Here is a 16631-nt window from a genome sequence, read left to right on the forward strand (position 1 = left end):
CAACCAGAAAGGCTCACGGGCGCGGAGCGCCTATCGCAACATCGATCTGTCGCCGGTGCGATTCGCTCCGATGCTGGACCGTCGCCGCAAGGGGCACTATTCGGCGGAGACTCGTTCGTACGGACGGCGGGTGCGGTACGAGGAGTTCCCGTTCGAATGGGTCGAGGGCCGGTTCTATCAGGTCCTTCGCCGCTTCTCCCGCGGTCCGCTCGCGGAGGTGTCCACGGGTGTCCGGCTCCACCCGGCCGCCGACGGGACCGACGTCGAGGTGTTCGCCCGGATCGTCCCGCGCACCCGGTTCGGCGCGATTGCCGCGCGAACGCTGCTGGCGCGCACGGGCATACGGAAGACGGTGGCGCTCGCCCACGCGCTGGAGCGACACGTCCGCGACCCGGAGACGCACGCCGTTCCCGCCCTGCCGCCGCCGGAGCAACTCGACGCCGGCCGGCTGGAACTCCGCACGACGCAGCTGTCGCGATCGCACGACGCCCCGAACTTGATCGGGCGCTTGGAGTCCCACTTGCGGACCGCCTCCGACCTGGAGGTGACGGGCATGCGCCCGTTCGAGCTGGCGGACCGCTGGGGTGCCGACCGGATACAACTGCTGTACGTCTTCCTCCACGCCGCGGACTGCGGTCTGCTGGACCTGAGCTGGAGCGTCCTGTGCCCGGTCTGCCGGACCGCCCGCGAGGACGCCGACCGGATTCGACAGTTGCCGAGTCGCGTCCACTGCGACACCTGCGACATCGCGTTCGACACGGACCTCGCGCGGTCGGTGGAGATCCGTTTCGACGTCAACCCGGCCGTCCGCCGGGCGGAGCGGGCCCGGTACTGCATCGGTGGTCCGGCGAATTCACCGTCGGCGGTGGCTCAGTTGCGGCTCGGGCCGGGGGAGCGGCGCTGTGAGCGGCTCGAACTCGACCCGGGGTGGTTGCGGCTCCGGTGTTATCAGGTGGGTACCCCGGTGGTCTGCGAGGTCGGTCCTGCCGGTGGCACGCTGCGGGTCGACTGCGGGCCCGGTGAACTCCGGGTGCGTGATGCGCCCGGTACCGACGGCGCGTGCCTGCTGGAGGTCGCTAACCGGCTCCCCGGTGAGGCGCTGGTGGTGGTCGAGCGGGAGCGGTGGAAGGACGCCGCGGCGACCGGCGCGCTCGTGACGTCGCTCGACGGTTTTCAGGACCTGTTCCCGGATCAGGGGGTGGCGCCGGGCGACGAGATCGGGATCGCGAACCTGGCGGTGCTGTTCACGGATCTGAGCGGTTCGACCGCCCTGTACGAGCGCATCGGCGACGTCCGGGCGTTCGCGTTCGTGCAGAGCCATTTCCGCTACCTGCGTGACGCGGTGGTCCGCGAGAACGGCAGCGTCGTGAAGCAGATGGGTGACGCGGTCATGGCGACGTTCGCCGATGCGAGGGAGGCCTGGTCGGCGGCGGCGTCGATGCAGAGCGGCTGGGACGAGTTCCGTCGCAGGCACCTCGGCGACGACGACTCGGTGTCGTTGAAAGTCGGGTTGCACCAGGGGCCTGCCGTGATGATCGACAACGACGGCCGGATCGACTACTTCGGTGCGACGGTCAACCTGGCGGCCCGGGTACAGGGCTGTGCTGCGGGCGGCGACATCGTTCTGTCCCGGGCCGTTCACGACGACCCGGAGGTGGCGCCGCTGCTCGCGACGTCCGGCTACCGGTGCGACATCTTCACCACCGGGCTGAAGGGAATCGGCGAGGAGCAGACGCTGTGGCGGCTTTCGCCGCCCGTGAGTGGTTGAGGAGTGCAGAGACTCGTCAACCACTCACGGGGCGCGGAGCGCCCTACTTGCCACGGATGGCGTCGAAGACCTTGGGGTCGACGAGGGTGGAGGTGTCGCCGAGGTCGCGGCCCTCGGCGATGTCCTTGAGCAGGCGCCGCATGATCTTGCCGGAGCGGGTCTTGGGGAGTTCGGGGACGATCGTGATCTGGCGGGGCTTGGCGATCGGGCTGATCTCCCGGGACACCTCGGCCTTGAGTTCGGCGATGAGGGTGTCGCCGGTGTTCTCGACGCCTTCGCGGAGGATGACGAACGCGACGATGCCCTGGCCGGTGGTCTCGTCGGCGGCACCGACGACGGCGGCTTCGGCGACACCGTGGTGGCCGACGAGGGCGGATTCGACCTCGGAGGTGGAGATGCGGTGGCCGGAGACGTTCATGACGTCGTCGACGCGGCCGAGGACCCACAGGGCGCCGTCCTCGTCGTACTTGGCGCCGTCACCGGCGAAGTACCAGCCCTGCTCGGGGTACCGGGACCAGTAGGTTTCGCGGTAGCGGTCCATGTCGCCCCAGATGCCGCGGAGCATCGCCGGCCACGGCTTGTCGAGGACGAGGTAGCCGGAGCCGCCGGCGCCGAGTTCCTTCGCGTCGTCGTCGACGATCTTCGCGGAGATCCCGGGCAGCGGCGCCATCGCGGAGCCGGGTTTGGTCGCGGTGATCCCGGGCAGCGGGGAGATCATGATGGCGCCGGTCTCGGTCTGCCACCAGGTGTCGACGATGGGGGCCCGGTTCCCGCCGATCACCTCGCGGAACCACTTCCACGCCTCGGGGTTGATCGGTTCGCCGACGGAGCCGAGGAGCCGGATCGAGGACAGGTCGTGGGCGTCGGGGATGTCCCTGCCCCACTTCATGAACGTGCGCACCAGCGTGGGGGCGGTGTAGTAGATGCTGACGCCGTACTTCTCGATGATCTGGAAGTGGCGGTGCTCGTCGGGGGAGTTCGGGGTGCCCTCGTAGACCACCTGGGTGACGCCGTTGGACAGCGGTCCGTAGACGATGTAGCTGTGGCCGGTGACCCAGCCGATGTCGGCGGTGCACCAGTACACGTCCTGGCCGGCCTTGTGGTCGAACACGTTGTGGTGGGTGTACGACGCTTGGGTGAGGTAGCCGCCGGAGGTGTGGATGATGCCCTTGGGCTTTCCGGTGGTGCCGGAGGTGTAGAGGATGAACAGCGGGTGCTCGGCGTCGAACGGCTGGGCCTCGTGGGTGCCGGACGCCTTCTCGACGGTCTCGTGCCACCACAGGTCCCGGCCGTCGGCGACCGCGACGTCGATGCCGGTGCGCTTGACGACGAGGACGTGCTCGACGGACGCGGCCCCGTCGACCGCCTCGTCGACGGCGGGCTTGAGGGGTGCGGCCTGGCCGCGGCGCCACTGCCCGTCGACGGTGACGACGAGTTTGGCTTCGGCGTCGTCGATACGCGAGCGCAGGGCGCTGGCGGAGAAGCCGGCGAAGACCACGGAGTGGGTCAGGCCCAGGCGGGCGCAGGCGAGCATGGTGACGATGGCCTCGGGGATCATCGGCATGTAGATCGCGACGCGGTCGCCGGCGACGAGTCCGAGGTCGGTGAAGGTGTTGGCGGCCTTGCTGACTTCGGTGAGCAGGTCGTTGTAGGTCAGGTCGCGGGTGTCGCCCGGTTCGCCTTCGAAGTGGATGGCGACGCGGTCGCCGTTGCCGGCGAGGACGTGGCGGTCGACGCAGTTGAAGGCGACGTTGAGTTGTCCGCCGACGAACCATTTCGCGACGGGTGCGTCGGACCAGTCGAGTACCTCGGAGAACGGCGTGTGCCAGTGCAGGCGCTCGGCCTGGGTGGCCCAGAATGCGAGTCGGTCCTCGTCTGCGGCAGCCTGGAGTTCGGGTCCGGCGTTCGCAGTGGCGGTGAACTCGGGGCTCGGCGGATATACCTGCGGGGCGGCATCGGAATGGTCCGACTTCTCCGTCGCTCCGCTCGCCTGTGTGGAATTCCCCGTCGCTCCGCTCGCCTGGGCGGCCTTCCCCGTCGCTCCGCTCGCCTGTGCTGCACTGGTCATTGTGGGCCGGCCTTCTTTCCAGTCTCGACTTCGGCACTTCTAGCACGTGTGAGGGTAGTCACAAGGGCCCCCGAGCGCACCGTTGCACAGGGTTGCAAGCCCATATTCTGCGACGATCGGTCGAATAGGCGCGACGGACGGCAGACGCGGACGACGAGCGGCGACCCCGGCGCCGACGATGTTTCGATCGGGTGCCGATTCCACGAGTTTCACCCGTCGTGGCCACACAGATTGAAACCTTGACTTATCGTCATCCCATCGTTCGGGCTGCGCCCGGCACCGCTGCCCGGAACCATGCAGATCTGGGAGGAACGTCTTGCGCATCACACGTGTGGCAACCGTCGTTCTGGCGGTCGGCCTGGCAGCAGGGATGCTGTCCGCCTGCTCGTCCGGTGACTCGTCGGGCGGGGGTGGCAGCGGCATCGTCAACGCCTGGGCGGGTGAACCGCAGAATCCGTTGATTCCCACCAATACCAGCGAGAATCAGGGTGGCCGCGTCGTCGATGCGCTGTTCGCGGGACTCGTCTCCTACGACTCCGACGGTGGTGTGAACAACGAGGTCGCCGAGTCCATCGAGACGACCGACGGCAAGACCTTCACCGTGAAGCTGAAGGACGGCTGGACGTTCACGGACGGCACGCCGGTCACCGCAGCCTCGTTCGTCGACGCCTGGAACTACGGCGCGCTGTCGACGAACGCGCAGCTCCAGGCGTCCTTCTTCGACCCGATCGAGGGCTACGACGAGGTGGCTGCGGAGAACCCCACGGCGCAGACCATGTCGGGACTGAAGGTGGTCGACGACTCGACGTTCACGATCGAACTCAAGCAACCCGAGTCCGCCTTCCCGGACCGTCTCGGTTTCGCCGCGTACTACCCGCTGCCGGCGGTGGCGTACCAGGACATGGCGGCGTTCGGCGAGAATCCCGTCGGCAACGGGCCGTACATGATGTCGGGTCCCGGGGCGTGGCAGCACAACGTGCGGATCGACACCGTCGTGAACCCCGACTACAACGGCAACCGCAAGCCGAAGAACGCCGGCGTCGACTTCGTCATGTACAACAGCCTCGACACGGCGTACACGGATCTGCTCGCGGGCAACGTCGACGTCCTCGACCAGGTGCCGCCGAGCGCGGTCACCACGTTCGAGACCGACCTGCCGGGGCGCACCGTGAACCAGCCGTCCGCGACCATCGAGACGTTCACGATCCCGGGCCGCCTGCCGCACTTCAGCGGTGAGGAGGGCACGCTGCGCAGGCAGGCCATCTCGATGGCGATCAACCGCGACCAGATCACCCAGCAGATCTACAACAACACCCGTACCCCCGCGCTCGACTTCACCAGCCCCGCCATCGAGGGCTGGTCGGATTCGCTGGTCGGCAACGGCAACCTGAAGTACGACCCGGAAGCGGCGAAGAAGCTGTGGGCCCAGGCCGACTCCATCGCCCCGTGGTCGGGCAGTTTCGAGATCGCGTACAACGGCGACGGCGGCCACAAGGAGTGGGTCGACGCCACCGCCAACAACATCCGCAACACGCTCGGTATCGACGCGAAGGGCAAGGAGTATCCGACGTTCGCGCAGATCCGCACGGAGGCCACCAACCGGACCATCCCCAGCGCGTTCCGTTCGGGGTGGCAGGGTGACTACCCGCAGCAGTACGGCTTCCTCGCGCAGAACTACCAGACCGGCGGCAGCTCCAACGACGGCGACTACTCGAACCCCGAGTTCGACCGGTTGCTGCGCGCCTCCGCGGGTGAGGTCGATCCCGACAAGGCACAGGACCTGCTGAACCAGGCGCAGGAGGTTCTCCTGCACGACCTGCCCGCGGTCCCGACGTGGTACCGCAACGCGGCGAGCGGCTGGTCCGAGAACGTGTCGAACGTGGTCATCGACTGGAAGGGCATCCCGATGTACTCGGACATCGAGAAGAACTGACGCACGGGAGTTTTCTCCGACGGGTGGGGCCGCGAGCTGTCAGTTCGCGGCCCCGTTCGGGAGTACTGGCCGAGGCTCCGGATTTCTTGACGTCACGGTCCCCGACGAATAGGAGGTGATCCGATGCTCTGGTACGTCGGTCGCCGTTTGCTTCAGATGATTCCCGTGTTCCTCGGGGCCACGTTCCTGATCTACGCGATGGTGTTCCTGCTGCCCGGAGACCCGATCGCGGCGTTGGCGGGCGACAAGGCCCTCAGCCCCGCGGTGGCGGCGCAGCTCCGCGCCCGGTACCACCTCGACCAACCGTTCCTGATGCAGTACTTCCTGTATCTGAAGGGCATCTTCACGCTCGACTTCGGTACGTCCTTCTCCGGTCGTCCCGTCAGCGAGGTTCTGGCGCAGGCCTTTCCGATCACCATCAAGTTGTCTCTGATGGCGCTCGCGATCGAAGGGATCTTCGGGATCGGTTTCGGCCTGTTCGCCGGGCTCCGCAAGGGCGGCATCTTCGACAGTTCCGTCCTCCTCGTCAGCCTGGTGATCATCGCGATCCCGATCTTCGTCATCGGTTTCCTCGCCCAGTTCTTCATCGGTGTGAAGTGGGGACTGGTGCCGCCGACGGTCGGGGGCAACACCAGTTTCAAGAATCTCCTGCTGCCCGCCTTCGTCCTCGGGTCGGTGTCGTTCGCGTACGTGCTCCGGCTCACGCGGACGTCGGTCGCCGAGAATCTCACCGCCGACTACGTGAGAACCGCAACGGCCAAGGGTCTTTCACGACGCCGGGTGGTGCAGGTGCACGTGCTGCGGAACTCGCTGATCCCGGTGGTCACCTTCCTCGGCGCCGATCTCGCCACCCTGATGGGCGGCGCGATCGTCACCGAGGGCATCTTCAACATCAACGGCGTCGGCGGCACGATCTATCAGGCGGTCACCCGCGGCGAGGCGCCCACGGTGGTGTCCTTCGTGACGGTGCTGATCGTCATCTATTTGCTCGCCAACCTGATCGTCGACCTCCTGTACGCCGCGCTCGACCCGAGGATTCGCTATGTCTGAGAAAGTGGAGAGTCAGTCGGCCGGAACGGGCGACCGGAAGACCCGTCAGGCGCATTTCGTGGCGCCCGAGGAAGTGGCGGCGCCGGGGGAGACCGACGCCGTCCACATCGAGCAGCCACCGACGAGCATGTGGTCGGATGCATGGCGCGATCTACGTAAGCGCCCGCTGTTCCTCGTCGCATCGGTGATCATCGTCGTGGTGATCGCCGTGGCGGCGTTTCCGGACCTGTTCACCAGCACCGATCCCCGGTTCTGCGATCTCGCGTTCAGCATGCAGGGGCCTTCGGCGGGCCACTGGTTCGGATTCGACAAGCAGGGCTGCGACATCTACTCCCGCACGATCCACGGGGCGCGGGCGTCGGTGCTGGTGGGCGTCGGTGTCACGTCGATCGTGCTGGTGGTCGGCGTGGTGTTCGGATCGGTCGCCGGGTTCTACGGCGGCGCGGTGGACTCGCTGCTGTCCCGGGTCGCCGACATCTTCTTCGGCATCCCGCTGATCCTCGCCGCGATCGTCCTGATGCAGCTGTTCACCAACCGCACCATCTGGACGCTGATCGTCGTCCTCGCCCTGTTCGGGTGGCCGCAGATGGCGAGGATCGCTCGTGGCGCGGTGATCTCGGCGAAGAGCAACGACTATGTGATGGCGTCGCGTGCGCTCGGCGTCTCGAACGTGCGCACCCTCGTCCGGCACGTGCTGCCGAACTCCCTGGCCCCGATCATCGTGATCGCGACCATCTCCCTCGGCATCTACATCGTGGCCGAGGCGACGCTGTCGTTCCTCGGCATCGGGTTGCCGTCCACCGAGATCTCGTGGGGCGGAGACATCAGCACCGCCCAGGTCACGCTGCGTCAGGGTTCGCCGATCCTGTTCTATCCGGCGACCGCGCTGGCGATCACGGTCCTGGGTTTCATCATGATGGGCGACGCTCTCCGGGACGCGCTCGATCCCAAGGCCCGGAAGAGGTGAGCGCGATGACCGCGAACGATTCGGCGGGACCGCAGGATTCGGCCGACGAGGTGCCGTTGCTCGAGATCCGGGACCTGGAGGTGTCGTTCCAGTCCCACTCCGGGCTCGTGCCCGCGGTGCGTCGTGTCAGCCTCACGGTGTATCCGGGGCAGACGGTGGCGATCGTCGGTGAGTCCGGTTCGGGCAAGTCCACCACCGCTCACGCGATCATCAACCTGCTGCCCGGAACGGGAAAGGTGACCGGTGGTCGGATCCTGTTCGAGGGGCAGGACCTGGCGGAGGCGTCCGAGCGCGAGTTCGTCGCACTGCGCGGGAAGAAGATCGGCCTCGTCCCGCAAGACCCGATGTCCAACCTCAACCCGGTGTGGAAGGTCGGGTTCCAGATCGAGGAGGCGTTGGAGGCCAACGGGATCGCGAAGGGCAAGGCCGCGAAGGCGCGTGCCGCCGAACTCCTCGAGGAGGCGGGCCTCGCCGACGCCGAGGACCGGCTGGGCCAGTATCCGCACGAATTCTCCGGCGGCATGCGTCAGCGCGCGCTCATCGCCATCGGGCTGTCGGCGCGCCCGCAACTGCTGATCGCGGACGAGCCCACGTCCGCCCTCGACGTCACGGTCCAACGTCAGATCCTCGACCACCTGGACGGTCTCACCGACGAACTCGGCACCGCGGTCCTGCTCATCACCCACGACCTCGGTCTGGCCGCGGAGCGGGCCGAACACCTGATCGTGATGAGCAAGGGGCGGGTCGTCGAGGCGGGGCCCGCGCTGGAGATCCTGCAGCGGCCGCGTCACCCGTACACCCGGAAACTGGTGGCCGCGGCGCCGTCGCTGGCATCGCAACGCCGGAGTTCTTCGCTGGCCCGGGCGGACATCCGGGAGCACGCGCTCGAAGTGGTGGGCGAGGCCGAGCAGCACGGCCAGATCGGCGTCGAATTCGGCAAAGCCACCGACGACGTGGTCGTCGCCACCGGGCTGACCAAGGTGTTCAAGATCCGCCACGGGCTACGGAAGTCCACCGACTTCACCGCCGTCGACGACGTCTCGTTCGCGGTCCGGCGCGGGACGACCACGGCCATCGTCGGAGAGTCCGGGTCGGGCAAGTCGACGGTCGCGCAGATGGTGCTCGGACTTCTCGCTCCGACGTCGGGGAATGTCGTGTTCGACGGCAAGGACGTCGCGACGCTGGACCGCAGGGAGATGCTCGCGTTCCGTCGGCGGGTGCAGCCGATCTTCCAGAATCCGTACGGCACGCTCGACCCGATGTACTCGATCTTCCGCACCGTCGAGGAGCCCCTGCGCACCCACAAGGTGGGGACGAAGGCGGAGCGGGAAGCGCGGGTGCGCGATCTGCTGGACAAGGTGGCGTTGCCGGCTTCGGTGATGCGGAGGTTCCCGAACGAGCTGTCCGGTGGCCAGCGGCAGAGGGTGGCGATCGCCCGGGCGCTGGCGCTGCAGCCCGAGATGGTGGTGTGCGACGAGGCGGTGTCGGCGCTCGACGTGCTGGTCCAGGATCAGATCCTCACGCTGCTGAACGACCTGCAGGCGGAGTTGGGGCTGACGTACCTGTTCATCACCCACGACCTGGCGGTGGTGCGGCAGATCGCCGACGACGTACTCGTCATGTCCGCGGGCGCGATCGTGGAGAAAGCCACCACCGACGAGGTCTTCACGGCCCCGAAGGAGGAGTACACCCGGAAGTTGCTGGACGCGATTCCCGGCGGATCGATCCGGCTCGGCGCCTGACCCGCGGCGGCGCCGGGTAGCGTTCCGGTACGTGAGCGACCCGTTGCAGCCCCTCGTCGACCTTCCCGGTGTCCGCGAAGCCGCGGACCGTGCGCGCGATGCGCTCGGCGCGGTTCACCGCCACAAGACCAATCGGCGCGGCTGGCCGACCACGGCGGCCGAGGCGGCGGTTCGTGCCGCCCGCGCCTCGGCGTCGCTGGACGGTGGCAGCACCGAACTGCCCGCCCCCGGCGAGGCCGGCGACCCCATCCTGTCGGGTGCCCTGCGCGTCGGGCAGGCTCTCGACGGTGACGCCCTCACGCTTCTGCAGTCCACGTGGCAGCGCGCGCCACTGCAGGCCCTCGCGCGGCTGCACCTGCTGGCCGCGGCCGACCTCGTGGAGGATCAGGAATTGCTCGGCAGGCCTCGCGCCGGGGCCGGTGTCGCGGAGCGGCTGGACGGTCTGGCTCAGCTCGTGACGGGGGGGACGGCCGCACCCGCGCCGGTGCTGGCGGCGGTGGTGCACGGGGAATTGTTGACGCTGAGGCCGTTCGGGGTGGGCGACGGCATCGTCGCCCGCGCTGCGTCCCGTCTGGTCTCGGTGTCGAGCGGGCTCGATCCCCACAATCTCGGGGTTCCGGAGGTCAGCTGGCTGCGACGGCAGCAGGCGTACCGCAACGGGGCAGCCGCCTTCGCCTCGGGCCAACCGGAGGGGGTCGGGAGCTGGGTCGTCCTCTGCTGCGGTGCGCTGGAGGCCGGAGCCCGCGAGGCCACGTCGATCGCGGAAGCGGCGGCGAGTTAGCTCGAAGCGGTTGCGCTGCAACATGTTCCCGAACATGTGAAACGGGCGGCGCTGCCGACTGGTGTCGACTTCGCCGCCCGTTAGCACGGACAACCGGTTACCAAGCGTGCAATGGTGGGTTGTGTAGGTGGCCTCGGCGAGAGTCCGAATATCGTCGGGTCGTCCTTGCAACCTGTGCAGGGTCCTTGCCGGTGAAGACTCGAGTCTCGCAGGCCCACAACGCTTTTGCCCTTATAGTGGCTTATGCTTCGCGTGGGTACCTAGTGCCCGTGCTGGGAATCCCGGTCGGGAGATCGATCCTTCTCTTCTGGGTCGACCTTGGCCTTCCGTTCTTCCGTAACTCCTTTGTACCCCGTGACCCCCCTCACAGCAAGTATCAAATCAGGTTTGTGACCGTGTCGCGGGTTGCGGCGGTCAGCGCTTGCGGCGCAACACTCCATAGGTGAATGCGCCCGCGACGAGGGCTCCGATGCTCACCGCGGCGGTGGTCGCCACGGTGGTGGCGGACGGCGCCTGGAGGCGCGCTCTGAGGGAGACCGGATTCGAGAAAGTCAATATGGGCCAACCGTTTCCGGCCGCGGCCTTCCGGAGCGCCCGGTCCGGGTTGACGGCCGTCGGGTGGCCGACCGCGGTCAGCATCGGCAGGTCGGTCACGGAGTCGGAGTAGGCGTAGCATGCCGACAGGTCGTAGTGGTATTCGTCGGCTAGTTGCCGCATCGCCTCGACCTTGCCGCCACCGTAGCAGTAGAACTCCACCTCGCCCGTGTAGAGCCCGTCCGCGACCGCCATGCGGGTGGCCATGCTGCGTGTCGCCCCGAGTGCTTCGGCGATCGGCGTCACCACTTCCTCGCCCGACGCCGAGACGACGATGACGTCGTGACCCCGCAACTTGTGGTCCGCGATGAGGTCGGCGGCCTCCGCGAACACCAGGGGGTCCACGATGTCGTGCAGGGTCTCGGCGACGACGGACCGCACCTGCTCCACGTTCCAGCCCGCGCACATGCTCGTGAGGTAGGCGCGCATCCGCTCCATCTGATCGTGGTCCGCGCCCGACAGCAGAAACAGGAACTGCGCGTAACTGCTCTTGAGGACGGACCGTCGATTGATCAGGCCCTGGTCGAAGAACGGTCTGCTGAACGCGAGGGTGCTGGATTTCGCGATGATCGTCTTGTCGAGGTCGAAGAATGCGGCAACCCGACCCGTCTCGGTGTGTCGACCTGTCTTGGCACTTCTCTGTGGCTTCGCGGTCACAATTTCCAAGGATATGCGGACTTCGGCTCAGGGTGCGTGTTCCGTGTGACCGCTCGGAACAGGGGCGTTCGGTATCTCCGACACCGTAAAACATTTGAACAGTTGAACTTGCAAATACTGATCTGGTGAGGTGTAGTATTGCTGATGTCCGGATTTGATCCGGACGATGTTCAGCCCGACCCCCCGGGGCTGAACACTGACGACCCTCGCCTCCTCCCCCCCTGGCGAGGGTCGTCCTCTGTTTGTGGCCGGTCTGCCACCCTTCGCTTTCTGCTCTCTAAAAATTGGTGCGGTGGTACCAGTTTTTATCCCCAACCCCGAAGTTGTCCACAATTCGAACCGGGCCTCTTTCCGCGGTATCCGGCAGCGGGCACGCTCGCTGCATGGACGCACGAGACGGTGGCGAAGTGCTGGTTCTGGTCGACGATCCGGCGCTGCTGCACAGCATCAGGCGCGTGGCGGCTGCGGCCGACCGGACGCTGAACGAGGCCGAGGTCGCCGACGCCCGGCACACCTGGGGCAGCGCGCCGATCGTCGTGCTCGACCCGAGCGCCGCCGCCGCGTGCCGCAACCGGCTCCCACGCCGGCGCCGGGTCGTACTGCTGTGTGACGGGCCGCCGGGCATCGACGAGTGGCGGATCGCGACCGCGGTCGGTGCCGAGCACGTACTGGCCGTGCCCGACGACGAGTCGGCTCTGGTCGCCGTTCTCGGCGAGCAGCCCCAGCGGCCCGACGCGGACGGAACCGTCGTCGCCGTGGTCGGCGGATGCGGCGGCGCCGGCGCGTCCACCCTGGCGGCCGCAACAGCCCTCACCGCGGCGACGCGGCCGCAGCCCACACTGCTGCTCGACACCGACTCGTGGGGATCCGGGCTCGACGTGCTGCTGGGCATCGAGGACGTGCCCGGACTGCGGTGGTCGGGACTGTCGATCGAGGGCGGCCGGATCTCCTCGGGCGCGCTCCGGGACGCGCTGCCGGCCCGCGGCGAGCACCTGAGGGTCCTCGCCTGCAGCAGGACCGGGCACGGCGCGGGACCGACGGCGGCCGCGATCCGCGCCGTGACCGACGCCGGGCGACAGGCCGGTGACCTGGTCGTGTGCGACGTGTCGCGGTTCCCCGGCCCGGTCACCGAAGCCGTCCTCGAACTCGCCGACCTCGTGGTCCTCGTCGTGCCGGCGACCGTCCGGGCCTGCATCGCCGCGGGCAAGGTGTCGCACTGGATTACCGAACGGAACCCCAATCAGGGACTGGTGGTCCGCGGCCCCGCACCCGGTGGGCTTCGCGGCGCCGACGTGGCGGAGGTCCTCGATCTGCCGCTGATCGCGTCGATGCGCGCCGAGCGCGCGCTCACCGGAATGCTCGAACACGGGGGTCTGCGGCCGGGACGGCGCTCTCCGCTGGGCGCCGCGACCGAGGCGGTCCTCGACACCGTCGGCAGCCGACCGCGGACGCGGGAGTGGGCGGCATGAGTTCCCTCGTCACCCCCGACCTCCTCGACCGGGTGCGCGAACGCCTCGCGCACACGTCCGGCGAGCCGACACCGGCGACGGTCGCCGCGGCCATCCGGACCGAGTCCGGCGGCGTGCTCGGCGACACCGACCTGCTCGGCGCGTTGCGGGTGCTCATGACCGAACTCACCGGCGCAGGCCCGCTCGAGTCGCTGCTGACGGAGCCCGGTGTCGCGGACGTGCTCGTCACGGCGCCGGACCGGGTGTGGGTGGATCGTGGCCGCGGACTCGAACGCGCAGCGGTCCGGTTCACCGACGAGGCGGCGGTGCGCCGACTCGCCCAGCGGCTGGCGCTGTCCGCCGGACGCCGCCTCGACGACGCTCAGCCGTGGGTCGACGGAAGGCTGCGGGACGTCGGAAACGGCTCGTTCGGTGTACGGCTGCATGCCGTCCTCGCGCCCGTCGCCCAGGGCGGCACCTGCCTGTCGCTGCGGGTGCTGCGCCCGGCCACCCAGGGGCTGGGCGCGCTCGTCGCGGGCGGCGCCGTCACCGCGGCGGCTCACGATCTGCTGGTGAAGATCGTGCGCGCACGCCTCGCCTTCCTGGTCACCGGCGGCACCGGGGCCGGGAAGACCACGCTGCTGGCCGCGTTGCTGGGTGCGGTGGATCCGGCCGAACGGATCGTGTGCGTCGAGGACGCCGCGGAATTGGCGCCGACGCACCCGCACGTGGTCCGGCTCGTGGCCCGGGCACCGAACGTCGAGGGTGTGGGCGAGGTGACCGTCCGGGACCTCGTCCGGCAGTCCCTCCGTATGCGACCCGACCGGATCGTCGTGGGCGAGGTGCGCGGCGCCGAAGTAGTCGATTTGCTCACAGCGCTCAACACGGGTCACGACGGCGGTGCCGGAACGGTGCACGCCAACTCCCCCGAGGAGGTGCCCGCCCGGCTCGAAGCGCTTGCGGCACTGGGCGGAATGGACCGCGCGGCGCTGCACAGTCAGCTGGCCGCGGCCGTGCAGGTGATCCTGCACGTCCACCGCTCGTCGAGCGGGGTGCGGCAGTTGACGCAGATCGGTGTCGTCACTCGCGACGAGCACGGACGCGTCACGATCGTTCCCGCCTGGAGTCGCGACACAGGGGAGGGGCCGGCGGTGGACCGGCTCCGCCACTGGTGTTCTCGGCGGGAACCGGCCGTGTCTGGTGGGGAGGCGTCGTGATAGTAGGTCTGGTGGTGCTGGCGTGCGCGGTGCTGGCGGTGCCGTCCGCGCGGTCGCGTCCGCGCTTGCTCGCGGTGACCGGACGGGGAGGTTCCCGGCGGCGGATGCGTTTGCCCTGGGCGGTTCCGGCGGCGCTCGCCGGCGCTCCGGTCGTGTACGAACTGGGCGGGGTCTGCGCGGTTCTGGCTGCGGTGATCGTCTGTGCGACAGTACGGTTCAGGTCGGTGCGACGCCGGTCCGCGAAAGCGAAGGATGCCGATCTGCGTGTCGTGCTCGCGGGCCTCGAGGTGGTGACGGCGGAACTCCGGGTGGGCGCGCACCCGGCCGCGGCCTGTCAGACGGCGGCCGACGAATCGGTGGGCAGTGTGTCGGCGGCCTTCCGGGCCGCGTCGGCGCGCTCGCGGCTCGGGGGATCCGCCGCCGACGGGTTCCGCATCGCAGACTCCCGAGTCGGCACCGAGTTGGGGCGAATCGCCGACATCTGGGCGGTGGCCGACGCGCACGGTCTCGCGCTGGCGGAACTGCTCGAGGCGGCGCGGACGGACCTGTTGGGGCGCAGCCGCTTCCGTCAGCGAACCGAGGCGTCGCTCGCCGGGGCGAGGGCGACGGCGACCGTACTGGCCGGGCTGCCGCTCCTGGGTGTCGGTCTCGGCCAGATGATGGGAGCGTCCCCGCTGACGGTGCTGTTCGGCGGCGGGCTGGGCGGCATCCTGCTGCTGCTCGGTGCGGGGCTGGTGTGCGCCGGTCTGCTGTGGACCGACCGGATCACTGGACGGGTGACGGGATGATCTGGGGCGCGGTACTTCTCCTCGCGTGCGCCGTGCTGGTTCTCCCCGCGCCCAGATCGCCGGTGCAGCGACTGCGCGGCGACGCCGGCGGTGCGGGCGAGACAGAGGCCACGACGGACGACCCCACGCGCCGCGAGGACCCGCTCGCGACCGCCGCCGCCTTCGACCTGCTGGCAGCGTGCCTGCGTGCAGGGTTGCCGGTCGCGACCGCAGCACAGGCCGTGTCACGGTCGGCACCGGCGCCGCTGTCGGAATCGCTCCGCCGCGCCGCAGACCTGCTCGCGCTGGGGGCCGACGCGGCGACCGCATGGGAGGCGGCGGCGTCGGACCCGGCCACCGAATCGCTCGCCCGGATGGCGCGACGGTCCGCGGCGTCGGGTTCGTCGCTTGCCGGTTCGATGACGGAACTCGCCGCCGACGGCCGAACACAGGTCGAGCACCTGGCGGCGGCATCGGCCGAACGAGCGGGCGTGCTCATCAGCGGTCCGCTCGGGTTGTGCTTCCTGCCGGCGTTCATCTGTCTCGGGATCATCCCGGTCGTCGTCGGGCTGGCCTCGCGCGTGCTGGACGGCGGGTTGCTGTGACGCGCAGACACTTCCGGCGCAGGACCTCTGCGCCGGACACTCTGAAGGGGGAACACCATGAAACACGGAATCCGGTCGGTGGCGGCAGTGCGGGCACTGACGGCACACCTGATGCTGCTCGCGACGGACGAGGACGGCATGTCGACCGCCGAGTACGCCATCGGCACGATCGCGGCCGCGGCGTTCGGGGCCGTCCTGTATTCGGTCGTCACCGGCGACAGTATCGTCACGGCATTGACGAACATCATCGACAAAGCGCTGAACACCGCGGTGTGATGAGGTCCGCCGAGAACCTGCGCCGGTCGGAGGCGGGCGGCGTCACGGTGGAGGCGGCGATAGCGATCGCGTCGATCGTCGCGGTGGTCGTGCTGTGTGTCGGCGCGATCACCGCGGTGACGCTGCACGTCCGGTGTGTCGATTCGGCCCGCGAGGCCGCCCGGCTCACCGCCCGCGGAGATCACGAGTCGGCGATCTCCGCGGCGCAGAGAGTGGCCCCGGACGGCGCCGACGTATCGGTCCGGACCGAAGGGGAGTTCGTCGTCGCGACCGTGCGGGCACACAGTCCGCTTCTTCCGCTCGTGAACATCTCCGCGGAGGCGGTGGCTGCGCTCGAACCCACGGTGCCGGGGTGGAGCGGGGGAGGCCGATGAACTCGGGGATCTCCGACGACCGCGGTGCCGCGACGGTGCTGGCGTGTTGCGCGCTCGCGGCCTTGGTGGTGGTCACGGCGATGCTGGTGCACGTCGGTTCGGCGGTGGCGGTGCGGCACCGCGCGCAGTCGGCGGCGGATCTGGCCGCTCTTGCCGCGGCCGTCGGTCTGGACCGCGGCACCGACGCGGCGTGCGACGCGGCGCGGGAGGTCGCGGGGCGGATGCGCACCGAGGTCGTGTCCTGTGAGGTCGACGACTGGGACGTGGAGGTCGCGGTCACCGCGCACGTGATCCTGTCCGTGCCGGGTGTCCGGGACGCGCAGGCGGTGGCGCGGGCGGGCCCGGCGGAGTGACATCGGGCCCCGCGGACTGACGTCGACGGCA

At 69.0% G+C, this 16631-nt stretch carries 15 protein-coding genes; 13 read left to right on the forward strand and 2 right to left on the reverse strand.

Annotation, left to right across the window (positions count from 1 at the left end; translation table 11 throughout):
* The first annotated feature begins 55 nt into the window (after positions 1-55).
* On the forward strand, positions 56-1768 hold the full coding sequence (locus MLGJGCBP_RS14525; protein WP_236581085.1) for an adenylate/guanylate cyclase domain-containing protein: 1713 nt from the start codon (positions 56-58) through the stop codon (positions 1766-1768).
* Between the two features lie 43 nt (positions 1769-1811).
* Here the strand turns inward: MLGJGCBP_RS14525 and acs are convergent, their stop codons facing one another.
* Positions 1812-3836 carry an acetate--CoA ligase gene (acs, locus tag MLGJGCBP_RS14530; RefSeq protein WP_236581086.1) on the reverse strand — a complete coding sequence of 675 codons (2025 nt, stop codon included), beginning with the start codon at positions 3834-3836 and terminating at the stop codon, positions 1812-1814.
* Between the two features lie 316 nt (positions 3837-4152).
* Here acs and MLGJGCBP_RS14535 point away from each other — a divergent pair, with 316 nt between their 5' ends.
* The 5 genes from MLGJGCBP_RS14535 (at position 4153) to MLGJGCBP_RS14555 (ending at position 10309) form a co-directional block, all read left to right on the forward strand.
* Positions 4153-5769: a peptide ABC transporter substrate-binding protein gene (locus tag MLGJGCBP_RS14535; RefSeq protein WP_160096403.1), complete on the forward strand. Its 1617-nt coding sequence runs from the start codon at positions 4153-4155 to the stop codon at positions 5767-5769.
* 123 nt (positions 5770-5892) lie between these two features.
* Complete coding sequence (locus tag MLGJGCBP_RS14540) at positions 5893-6819, forward strand: ABC transporter permease (protein ID WP_012691421.1); 927 nt, start codon at positions 5893-5895, stop codon at positions 6817-6819.
* Positions 6812-7786: an ABC transporter permease gene (locus MLGJGCBP_RS14545; protein WP_160096405.1), complete on the forward strand. Its 975-nt coding sequence runs from the start codon at positions 6812-6814 to the stop codon at positions 7784-7786. The genes MLGJGCBP_RS14540 and MLGJGCBP_RS14545 overlap by 8 nt, the downstream gene beginning before the upstream one ends.
* A gap of 5 nt (positions 7787-7791) precedes the next feature.
* On the forward strand, positions 7792-9528 hold the full coding sequence (locus MLGJGCBP_RS14550) for a dipeptide ABC transporter ATP-binding protein (protein ID WP_442972100.1): 1737 nt from the start codon (positions 7792-7794) through the stop codon (positions 9526-9528).
* A gap of 31 nt (positions 9529-9559) precedes the next feature.
* Positions 9560-10309: an oxidoreductase gene (locus MLGJGCBP_RS14555; RefSeq protein ID WP_160096409.1), complete on the forward strand. Its 750-nt coding sequence runs from the start codon at positions 9560-9562 to the stop codon at positions 10307-10309.
* 414 nt (positions 10310-10723) lie between these two features.
* Here MLGJGCBP_RS14555 and MLGJGCBP_RS14560 read toward each other — a convergent pair whose 3' ends face one another.
* Positions 10724-11560, reverse strand: a complete 837-nt coding sequence (locus MLGJGCBP_RS14560) for an HAD-IB family hydrolase (RefSeq protein WP_160096411.1) — start codon at positions 11558-11560, stop codon at positions 10724-10726.
* A 383-nt stretch (positions 11561-11943) separates the two neighbouring features.
* Here MLGJGCBP_RS14560 and ssd point away from each other — a divergent pair, with 383 nt between their 5' ends.
* Genes ssd through MLGJGCBP_RS14600 form a run of 7 tightly spaced genes read left to right on the forward strand, consistent with a single transcriptional unit; the run spans position 11944 to position 16600 of the window.
* Positions 11944-13029 carry a septum site-determining protein Ssd gene (gene ssd, locus MLGJGCBP_RS14570; protein ID WP_087557276.1) on the forward strand — a complete coding sequence of 362 codons (1086 nt, stop codon included), beginning with the start codon at positions 11944-11946 and terminating at the stop codon, positions 13027-13029.
* Positions 13026-14225 (forward strand): TadA family conjugal transfer-associated ATPase, encoded by a 1200-nt coding sequence (locus MLGJGCBP_RS14575; RefSeq protein ID WP_087557306.1) that lies wholly within the window; start codon positions 13026-13028, stop codon positions 14223-14225. The genes ssd and MLGJGCBP_RS14575 overlap by 4 nt, the downstream gene beginning before the upstream one ends.
* Positions 14222-15013, forward strand: coding sequence for a type II secretion system F family protein (locus MLGJGCBP_RS14580; protein WP_160096415.1), 792 nt, complete (start codon positions 14222-14224; stop codon positions 15011-15013). The genes MLGJGCBP_RS14575 and MLGJGCBP_RS14580 overlap by 4 nt, the downstream gene beginning before the upstream one ends.
* Positions 15010-15597, forward strand: coding sequence for a type II secretion system F family protein (locus MLGJGCBP_RS14585; protein ID WP_160096417.1), 588 nt, complete (start codon positions 15010-15012; stop codon positions 15595-15597). Before MLGJGCBP_RS14580 ends, MLGJGCBP_RS14585 begins: the two co-directional genes overlap by 4 nt.
* Before the next feature lie 57 nt (positions 15598-15654).
* Positions 15655-15873: a DUF4244 domain-containing protein gene (locus MLGJGCBP_RS14590; protein WP_087557278.1), complete on the forward strand. Its 219-nt coding sequence runs from the start codon at positions 15655-15657 to the stop codon at positions 15871-15873.
* Entirely contained in the window at positions 15873-16247 is a 375-nt protein-coding gene (locus MLGJGCBP_RS14595; protein WP_087557279.1) for a TadE family type IV pilus minor pilin, read from the forward strand. Before MLGJGCBP_RS14590 ends, MLGJGCBP_RS14595 begins: the two co-directional genes overlap by 1 nt.
* A complete protein-coding gene (locus tag MLGJGCBP_RS14600; RefSeq protein WP_160096419.1) occupies positions 16244-16600 on the forward strand; it encodes an Rv3654c family TadE-like protein in 357 nt (118 codons plus the stop codon). The genes MLGJGCBP_RS14595 and MLGJGCBP_RS14600 overlap by 4 nt, the downstream gene beginning before the upstream one ends.
* Positions 16601-16631 lie beyond the last annotated feature (31 nt).

It is taken from the genome of Rhodococcus sp. T7, from assembly GCF_009872365.1.
Taxonomy (GTDB): domain Bacteria; phylum Actinomycetota; class Actinomycetes; order Mycobacteriales; family Mycobacteriaceae; genus Rhodococcus_F.

Bases quoted from the DNA above. Each gene is read 5' to 3' on its own strand.
- acs (WP_236581086.1), bottom strand. From the start codon at position 3,836: ATGACCAGTGCAGCACAGGCGAGCGGAGCGACGGGGAAGGCCGCCCAG.
- MLGJGCBP_RS14540 (WP_012691421.1), top strand. From the start codon at position 5,893: ATGCTCTGGTACGTCGGTCGCCGTTTGCTTCAGATGATTCCCGTGTTC.
- MLGJGCBP_RS14545 (WP_160096405.1), top strand. From the start codon at position 6,812: ATGTCTGAGAAAGTGGAGAGTCAGTCGGCCGGAACGGGCGACCGGAAG.
- MLGJGCBP_RS14550 (WP_442972100.1), top strand. From the start codon at position 7,792: ATGACCGCGAACGATTCGGCGGGACCGCAGGATTCGGCCGACGAGGTG.
- ssd (WP_087557276.1), top strand. From the start codon at position 11,944: ATGGACGCACGAGACGGTGGCGAAGTGCTGGTTCTGGTCGACGATCCG.
- MLGJGCBP_RS14575 (WP_087557306.1), top strand. From the start codon at position 13,026: ATGAGTTCCCTCGTCACCCCCGACCTCCTCGACCGGGTGCGCGAACGC.
- MLGJGCBP_RS14585 (WP_160096417.1), top strand. From the start codon at position 15,010: ATGATCTGGGGCGCGGTACTTCTCCTCGCGTGCGCCGTGCTGGTTCTC.
- MLGJGCBP_RS14590 (WP_087557278.1), top strand. From the start codon at position 15,655: ATGAAACACGGAATCCGGTCGGTGGCGGCAGTGCGGGCACTGACGGCA.
- MLGJGCBP_RS14595 (WP_087557279.1), top strand. From the start codon at position 15,873: ATGAGGTCCGCCGAGAACCTGCGCCGGTCGGAGGCGGGCGGCGTCACG.
- MLGJGCBP_RS14600 (WP_160096419.1), top strand. From the start codon at position 16,244: ATGAACTCGGGGATCTCCGACGACCGCGGTGCCGCGACGGTGCTGGCG.